General features: G+C 47.4%; 9 protein-coding genes, 1 pseudogene and 1 riboswitch. Of the genes and pseudogenes, 4 read left to right on the forward strand and 6 right to left on the reverse strand.

The window, feature by feature from the left end; all coding sequences use genetic code 11:
* Positions 1–298 precede the first annotated feature (298 nt).
* On the reverse strand, positions 299–1384 hold the full coding sequence (locus BR83_RS16515; protein WP_051618276.1) for a recombinase family protein: 1086 nt from the start codon (positions 1382–1384) through the stop codon (positions 299–301).
* The gene (locus tag BR83_RS0113875; RefSeq protein ID WP_027357563.1) at positions 1381–1620 is read right to left on the reverse strand and encodes a helix-turn-helix domain-containing protein; all 240 of its coding nucleotides are present in this window, start codon (positions 1618–1620) and stop codon (positions 1381–1383) included. The genes BR83_RS16515 and BR83_RS0113875 overlap by 4 nt, the downstream gene beginning before the upstream one ends.
* Positions 1621–1931: 311 nt before the next feature.
* A riboswitch (cyclic di-GMP riboswitch) is annotated at positions 1932–2021 on the forward strand.
* A gap of 74 nt (positions 2022–2095) precedes the next feature.
* On the opposite strand from BR83_RS0113875, the gene BR83_RS17900 reads away from it, so the two are divergent.
* The 3 genes from BR83_RS17900 to BR83_RS17235 all read left to right on the forward strand — a co-directional run bounded on the left by BR83_RS17900 (position 2096) and on the right by BR83_RS17235 (position 3603).
* Positions 2096–2341 (forward strand): helix-turn-helix domain-containing protein, encoded by a 246-nt coding sequence (locus tag BR83_RS17900; protein ID WP_051618278.1) that lies wholly within the window; start codon positions 2096–2098, stop codon positions 2339–2341.
* Positions 2342–2499: 158 nt separating this feature from the next.
* On the forward strand, positions 2500–2883 hold the full coding sequence (locus BR83_RS16125; RefSeq protein WP_051618280.1) for a sigma-70 family RNA polymerase sigma factor: 384 nt from the start codon (positions 2500–2502) through the stop codon (positions 2881–2883).
* A gap of 87 nt (positions 2884–2970) precedes the next feature.
* Positions 2971–3603 carry a hypothetical protein gene (locus BR83_RS17235; protein ID WP_157833031.1) on the forward strand — a complete coding sequence of 211 codons (633 nt, stop codon included), beginning with the start codon at positions 2971–2973 and terminating at the stop codon, positions 3601–3603.
* A gap of 65 nt (positions 3604–3668) precedes the next feature.
* Here the strand turns inward: BR83_RS17235 and BR83_RS0113890 are convergent, their stop codons facing one another.
* A complete protein-coding gene (locus BR83_RS0113890; protein ID WP_157833032.1) occupies positions 3669–4457 on the reverse strand; it encodes a copper amine oxidase N-terminal domain-containing protein in 789 nt (262 codons plus the stop codon).
* Positions 4458–4509: 52 nt separating this feature from the next.
* Positions 4510–5474: pseudogene (locus BR83_RS16130) on the reverse strand (glycosyl hydrolase family 18 protein); the annotation flags it as partial.
* Between the two features lie 167 nt (positions 5475–5641).
* Between BR83_RS16130 and BR83_RS0113900 the strand changes: the two are divergent.
* The gene (locus tag BR83_RS0113900) at positions 5642–7294 is read left to right on the forward strand and encodes an IS1634 family transposase (protein ID WP_027357565.1); all 1653 of its coding nucleotides are present in this window, start codon (positions 5642–5644) and stop codon (positions 7292–7294) included.
* A 79-nt stretch (positions 7295–7373) separates the two neighbouring features.
* On the opposite strand, the gene BR83_RS0113905 is transcribed toward BR83_RS0113900, so the two are convergent.
* The gene (locus BR83_RS0113905; protein ID WP_027357566.1) at positions 7374–7718 is read right to left on the reverse strand and encodes a copper amine oxidase N-terminal domain-containing protein; all 345 of its coding nucleotides are present in this window, start codon (positions 7716–7718) and stop codon (positions 7374–7376) included.
* A gap of 93 nt (positions 7719–7811) precedes the next feature.
* A complete protein-coding gene (locus tag BR83_RS17240) occupies positions 7812–7955 on the reverse strand; it encodes a hypothetical protein (RefSeq protein ID WP_157833033.1) in 144 nt (47 codons plus the stop codon).
* Between the last annotated feature and the right edge of the window lie 346 nt (positions 7956–8301).

Consider the following 8301-nt stretch of genomic DNA (forward strand, 5'->3'; position numbering starts at 1 on the left):
TCATGCTCTTTTGAGCTTGAGCTGAGCTCCCCTTTGAAATGCGAAAATTTTGCCTGCCTTGACAGGTGGAAGCAGCCGGTACAATGGATTGGAGCGAGGCGGTTCCTTACCCCCATCATGCTCCCCATCGCCGTCGCCTCGCCCGTGTATTCCTGCACCGGCTGCTGCCGGTTCCTGTCAAGGCCGAGCGAAGCGAGCCAGGCAAAATTTTCGTCTCATCAGGGGGATCAATGCTGGTTATTTTTGTTCTCCAGTGGGTCAATTTTATTTGCACATAGTGGGTCAATTCTATTGACAATCAACAGGCAGGAATTCTTGGAGAATTGCATGTAGGACTTCCATCTCTGTGGTAGCGTTTAAGTCTGCCGTAGCAGGAGTAAACCGCCGTTGTTCCGTGGTCATAGGTTCCTCTAAACTGTAACCCGCATATGCCACAGTGAATAATGCCAGTAAGCAATGGCGTCTTGTGTTTTCTCTGCCAGAACTTTGCTCTGTTTCTTCTTTCCTGTGCCAACTGGTAGATATACTCATCTACAATAGGAGGGAAGGGAATAACAATCCAGTCATCCTCTATCTTGTCTGGTTCGGCATTCTTACCATCCCTGTCAAAGTAGTTCTTACCTATGTATGCCTGATGAGTAAGAATCTGTCTGACAGTAGCGTTTGACCAGTGCTTGACGTATTCCCCTTTTTGGCCTCTCTTTCCTCTGACTCCGACACGAACTCCACGGACAGCGGAAGGAGGAAGGACACCCATCTGTGTTAACTTATCAGCAATAGCCTCCATTCCCAGTGGTTTTCCTGTTTCGTCACCGTAAACGTACCAATGATAAATCAGCCTGACAATTCTTGCTTCTTCCTCATTAATCTCGAACTCTCCGGTCACTGGGTTTTTCCTGTAGCCGTATAGGACATGACCACCCGGGAACTGACCCAACCGTGCCTTTTGGTACTTTCCCATCTTCATCCTTTCGGTAATCATTTCTCTTTCCAGTTGAGCGAAAAAAGCAATTATCTGCATTACAGCTTTTCCAATAGCTGTGGTAGTATCAAACTGTTCCTGTATGCTGGTGAAACCTATCCCGTTCTTCTCAAAGGCGTCATCGAGGAGGTAGAGGGTATCTTTTAAGTTGCGGCTCAACCTATCTAGCTTCCAGACAACTACGACATCGAACTTTCCAAAGTGAATGTCTTCGAGTAATTGCTGCAATTCAGGCCTCTCCATAGAAGCACCGCTGTAGCCGTCATCCCGGTAAATCCTTACAAGCTCCCATCCTTGAAGCTCACAGTATTTCTTGATTGCTTGGGCCTGAGCTTCAAGAGAGTAGCCGTGCTGAGTCTGTTCTTCTGTACTTACTCTAATGTAGCCTACAGCCTTAGTCACAATGGGACACCTTCTTCCACAGGCTGCTCCCTAGCTCTCTTCTGGAGCATGTTGAAAATAGCTAGTTCAGCGCAGTAGAGCGCAACATCTTCTCGTCTGATGAACCAGCGGTCAATTCCATCCGGGCCTCGTCTCTTGATACCCGGCAGTTTCTTGTCTCGGAGGAGATTAGCGACCGCAATGGGCGAAATTCCGAGAATTTCAGCCGCTTCATTGGTAGTAAGTAACTTATTCACCAGATTTCACCTCCTATGTTATTATTATAGGATGTATGTTAGGAACTTAAAAGAGGGCTTCCAAATTTTTCTACAATATTCTACGGCCAATTTTGGTAAAAAAATCCCATATCTATTACCATCATATTCACGGGATGGACAAGTTATTCACCCTTTCATCAAACCGAAAGATTTTTTGACGAAAGGTGTCTGAAAAAGACGATGAGTTCCTTGCCAGTATATGGAACTATTTTAACCCACCATTCGTCTTATTAAATAGACAGGTTGAGGGAGGTGAGGGTTCCGCGCTCTTTGACGAAAACTAAATACTTTGGCGTTAAAGGCAAACCCATTGAAAAATGGGGACGTAAAGCTACAGGGTCTAAGGTGCCCACAGGCACTATGACAGCCTGGCTGCCGCTGCTCTAGAAGTCTAAGACCTGCCCTCTGCCAAGGTGTGGTAGGTCTTTTTGTCTCTAGAAGAGGGTGATACCATTTGCAAAGAAAGCCAAAGCTCCGAGAACTGATTGACCTGGCGAAGAGTGGTAATGAGGAAGCTATGACCCAGGTCGTTAAACGTTTCATTCCCATCGTCAAGAAATACAGCCGTCAACTAGGTTACGAGGAAGCCTGCTCCGATTTGGTGACTTGGATAATAGAAGCCGTTTACCGCTACCAGCCAAATACCACGTGGGGTAGGGATGAGCTGAATCGATACTTCTCACGTAAGAGCGGTTACTAAGAGTAACTCAAAAAATTTTTTCGGTAGGGGGTTATTAAAATGACCCCCTATTTTCTCTTTATGAAGTAGAGGGCAGGATAGACAAGCTGAAAGGAGGTGGACAGTGATGGCTTCCTACACCTGACGCCTGTGAAGATGACCTTGAAGAAGCCCGGATTATGGCCTGGTTTATAACCGGCCTGCGTCACGAGGCTATCAGGCTAGCGAAAAAGCAAAAACGGCTACGGGAGCGCGAACTGCTAATCCTCAACGACCTATTCAGCCAAGACGCCGAAGATGAAGAAACAGAGAGGCTCGATACCGTAGCCGCCATATGTGACACCCTTACCGCAGTAGAGGATTCGCTATTCCTCCAGGAAGCCCTCTCGTTGCTAACGCCGCAGCAGCAGAAGGTCATCAAGGCAACGATCCTGGAGGGACACACAGAGCAGGAGGTAGCTGCAGAACTCGGAATGTCACAACCCGCAGTGCACCAGATGAAAGAGCGAGCGCTGAAAAAGTTGAGAAAACATTTTGTCCTGGACGAGCCCACCGCCAAGTAGAGCCTCATCCAGGACGGACGACCCCATACCCAGAGGCGGAAGTAGAATGTCTTGTTTCGTAAATCTTTAAGTTAGGAGGGAACATTTATGCCCTATGACTATGCTTACCGCAGGATAAAGACTTCCTCGACTGGTTATCGGAAAATCGAGGCAACAATTACTTTACCGTCACTGAGTGACGTAGCTCTGGGAACAGGTGCTGCATTGTATGAATACCTCGGCTGTGATGGCTCAACCTTCGACTTTGAATTTGGTTTTGGATTAAAACCATCTGAAGGCTATAGTACACAATATGGTATCTACCGTAGTATTTATGTAGGTGGGAGCGATTGGCAGTGGATATCAGGTTATACCTTTAGTCCAGGTTCGACATATAGGCTATTAATTGCTGCTGAAGACGGCTATATTAAATGCTATGTCTATAGTTCTAGCGGTACACTTTTATATTATAACGAGTTTACAGTTAATGGAATTAGATACGACGGTTCTGGACAAAAAGTTCGACGTGTCTCCACCTTATTGGTACCTTCTGGGGGCTCGGCTAACGCTAACAATAACCGGTGGACAACCACGCTAGTTGGAACGCCTACCACTTTTGTTAATGCGACTCCTTCTAACTGCGTAGCAACAAATGAAACGAGTCCTTCTGGGCAACCGTGGATATCAGTAACTACCTATAATGCTTATTACAACGAGAATATAAACCTTGACATCCGTTAAAAACTCCCAGCGCACCGTTAATATGGTGCGCTCTCCTTTGTTTATCAGGAATCTTTTTGCGGTATTTATCTTATATCCAACTTTGACCATTCCAGGAAAGCTTCAGCTATCTTTTGAAGTTGATCGGAGGCATCAGGATGGTCAAAAATAATAGCGTTAACTACTGTATGGTAACTCATATACTTAACGGCTTGCTGATAATTATTGTCAACTGCCTGCAATAAACTATCGTTATTTATTTGATTACCCCATTGCTTTCTGAAAAACTGATAATGATTCTGGATAGCTTTATATGATCCTTCAACTTGTCTATTTTGCTCTGCTATCCATTTATTGGCAGACTCAGGATTAGGTTCGCCACTATAAATTGCCTCGGCCCACTCAACGAAACTCTTTATTCTAAAAGCCGAATTGGACAATAAACCCTTCAAATAGGCAATTATAACCTCGTTCTTTTCTGCGTCCCACCGTACATTTGCTCCCATTGCTTCTGAAACGAACCTTACAGGTACTAATGTTCTTCCTTCTACTACCTTAGGTGGTACGTCAAGTTCTATTGTAACTCCATTTTTGAAGGCCGTGCTTTTACCAACGGTTAGTTTGACAAGATTATTGCCTTGAGTTACCGTTACTGTACCAGTAGTACCGTCCCAATTTACGGTGGCATCTAACGCCTTAAAAATAGCTCGAAGTGGTACCAGTACCCGTCCGTTTTCAAGAAGTGGCGGGACATCAAACTGGAGCTGCTCACCGTTAAAAGTTACAGTAATTGGTTGGGCTGCCATAACACTGCTTGGTAAAATGGCTATCAGAAGTACCACAAGCAAAAGGAATAACAACCACTTCTTCTTCATGACAAAACCTCCCTTGACATTTTTCTCCATAAAGCATAGACGTAGCCACTGACTACGTTCCGCTGCTCGCACTACGGAGTTGCCTCCTCGGTATTACGGTAGACCTCAATGCGTCCCATATTTCACCGGTTACCAGACCTAACCGCCAGATGGCGATACCGTCAAGTCTGTACCGCTTAGCGATACCCAATTTGGTTAGAATGCTTTCCGGTGTTTCCGAGGCAGCAGAAATACCAAGTACCAGTTTTTCCGGCGGGACAAGAGCCTTGGCCATCTCCACAGCTTGCGTGACAAGGCTTACCGGCTCCGGCGTGGAGCCGTAGTCGTAGGCCATGATGATAATCCGGTCGGCTAATTCTCCCAGTGCCTTGTAATTGTAACCCTGATATGCGCTGTTGGGAGCGTGGAGAGTGAGGTGAGGGTCAGTGTGAGGTTGCCGGTCCTCACCTGTTCCGCTAAGAGGCGGACAAACTTGGTAAAGGCCTCCTGCACGGCCTTTAACTGCTCACCGTCATCTCGGTAGCCCAAACCCTCAAAGTCCAGGTTTACTCCTTGGTATAGTACCGCTTCTCTCATTATACCACTAACCGCCCTCGTCATGGAAGCCTCATCTTTTAACAAAGAAGAAATGGTGCCGTTACCGTCAGTCAAGTGAACCACCATCTCGGTCTTCAGGTTATACTTATTGGCCGCTTCCAGCACCTTCTTCCAACCGTCCGGCCTCTGCCAGCCAGTCCTGCTCCTGGTTAGGAGGTTACCCTCTTTGTCCAGACTATACCAGCCTAACGCCAGTTTGCCTACCACATCGGTATTTCCTCTGTCCGTTTCCGGGTAAGGTTTCCCAAAGAGGTTGGTCCAACTGCTGGTCTTGCTGTCGCCCAAGGCGTAGAACCCAATTACCGTCATCTCTTTGGGTGGGGAGGTAATTCTCACCCCGTTAATCGAGTCATCCCACTCCACCTTACAATTGAAGGCTTCGCCGAAGAACCGGAGCGGTATCAGTGTTCTCCCGCCCAGACTCAAGTTTGAAACATTAGCGCCCCATACATTTCCAATGAAGCTGGAAACCCAGTAAAATCGAGGGTCTTAGTTAGCGGAATACTTAAAAATTGCAAAAGTGTAGTGCCACGTCTGTAAATATTTAGTTTTTCTAACCTGCCTTAACATGGTATAATATCTATGCCATGTATGCCAGAACAAAAACTTTCACCAACAAGGACGGCTCAAAAAGAACCTATGTCCAGATAGTCGAAGCCGTCAGGGAGTACGGCAAAGTGCGCCAGAAAGTGGTGGCCAACCTGGGCCGCATCGACGAACTTCAGAAAGGCTGCCTTGACCGGCTCATTGCCAGCCTGGCCAAATTCTCAAAAACGAAATGGATACAGGCCGAAGCTGATAAACTGATGGTTCACAGTGCCAGGGAATGGGGGTTGGATTTAATTTTCCGGCATCTGTGGGAACAACTTGGCCTGGACTTTATCCTGAAACGCCATTTCTCCCAGGCATACACCTGCAGCCAACTGGCTGAGGCCGTCTACGCCATGGTGCTGAACCGGATCAGCGACCCGCTTTCCAAACGGGGCGTTAATGAATGGCTCAAAGAAGTTTACCGGCCGTCCTTTGACCAGCTGGAACTGCACCATTTTTACCGTGCCCTTGATTTTCTGGCCGAATATAAAGAGAGGATAGAACTGGACCTTTTTGACAGCACCAGAAACCTGTTCGACCTGGAAGTGGACATGATTTTCTGGGACACCACATCCACATATTTTGAAGGCAGAGGGCCAGAGGAATTGGGTCGTTACGGCCACTCCAAAGATCATCGACCGGACAGAATCCAGGTAATGGTCGGCGTGGTAATGACCCGTGCCGGCATACCTATAGCCCATGAGGTTTTTCCCGGCAATACAGCTGATGTCAACACATTCAGTCAAACCATTGCCGACGTCCGCGAACGGTTTCAACTGACCCGGGTCGTCTTTGTAGGCGACCGGGGCATGGTCAGCCAGGATATTCTGGAACATTTGGACAAAAATCACATCGAATATATTGTGGGTATGCGCATGCGTAAAGTCAAAGACGTCGGCGAAGTACTCAAAACAGGCGGCAGGTACCGGACCGTCAAAGGAAACCTGAAAGTAAAAGAAGTCTGGTACGATGCTGACCGGTACATCGTTTGCCACAATCCCGTCCAGGCCGAACACGACAAAAAGGCCCGGGAGGAAATGTGCCGGAAGCTGGAAGAACAGCTTAAAAACGGCGGAATCAAATCGCTGGTGGGCAACCGTGGTTACCGCCGGTATCTATTGCTTAACAAAGACGCCGTGGTGGGTATAGATCAGGAAGCCCTGAAAGAAGAAGCCCGGTATGATGGCAAGTACGTCCTGCGTACCAACTCTCAACTCAGTACCGAAGAAGTGGCCCTGGCCTATAAAGACCTCTGGCGTGTAGAGCGGGCCTTCCGGGAAATGAAATCCAGTCTGGACCTGCGCCCGGTCTACCACTGGAAAGACAGCCGTGTCCGGGGACACATCATGGTCTGTTTCCTGGCCCTGGTCCTGGAATCGGCTTTACAGAGAAAACTGGCAGAAAAAGAAGTTGAACTGGAGTACGTTTACCTGCTCAGGGACCTGCAACAGTTAAAAGCAGTGGAACTCAGTATTGGGGAAGACAAGTACCTATGCCGCACGGAACTGGTGGGCAACGCATATGAAGCATTCAGAGCACTGGGAATCCGGCCACCCCTAAAGGTAGCTGAAATCAAAAACGACGGTGACGGCACTTGCAAACAAAGTGCTCGGACTTCCGATGATTACCACACACCCTCATTATTGTAAAATGAAGGAAAATGTAGTGGTACGTCTTTAATTATTGCCCCGGAGCCCTTGATTTCCGGGAGGTTTTAATTTGAAAGTTTTAAACTTCGACCAGAATTTGCGGGGGAACGTCCAAGGTGATAGGGTTTTCATTGCGATAGGCGGTTCTGTTGCCAATCTGGAGCCGGATAGAAGTTTTCCCGTCCGTAGCACTTATCGTTTGAGTAGTGCTGTCCCAGTTAACCCTCACGTTCAGCGCTTCCGCTATGGCTCGGAAGGGAACCAATGTCCGACCGTTCTGTATGATTGGTTGTACATCAAAGGCAACCGGCAGCCCGTCAATCAGGACGGAAATTTTTTGCTGTTCTTGAGCGAAGGCCGGTAGCACCAACCTACCGGCCAGCAAAACTACAGAAATGATAGTGATAAAGAGTAACCGCTTCATTTTTAACCTCCTGCAAAGGTAGTGTCGAATATCATCTCATTAACAAGAACCATGTAATTTCTTCGCTAATAAAGCTGGCAATCCCTGCCTCTCTCACAGAATTTCGTCGTTTAGGTCTTGCACCTCCTTAGGTTTAAAGCCAAGGGCTTCCAGAAGTTCGTGAAATTGTTCGCTATTAGGGTCAACCTCACGCCCGAGGAATTCTTCAAATTCCTCCAGGAGTTCCCAACCGGTCACGGATTGTCACCTCCTTAGAACGGCCTGATGGAGAGAGTAACCCTGTAGATTTTCAAATTGATTCGGGAAAAATCTTCAAATTAAATTGGGGCAACCAACTGGTGGAACAAAGGAAATTCTCATTTTAAACCGGTAACCACAAAAATAATTTTCAAATTCCGCCGGCATTTCCATCGAATACCCAAAAAAGAAAAACCGGCTACCCGAAAGAGGCAGCCGGTGGTAATACCGCTCAAAACCGGTCAAACGGATATTTTATCTTAAGGGCCAGAATTTCCGCCCGTGCTTCCATCAACTTTTCTCTGAACACGGCAGCAAACCAGGCCGGCCGGTTTCTGGTCGGCGG

The sequence above is a fragment of the Desulfofundulus thermocisternus DSM 10259 genome (genome assembly GCF_000686645.1).
Taxonomy (GTDB): domain Bacteria; phylum Bacillota; class Desulfotomaculia; order Desulfotomaculales; family Desulfovirgulaceae; genus Desulfofundulus; species Desulfofundulus australicus.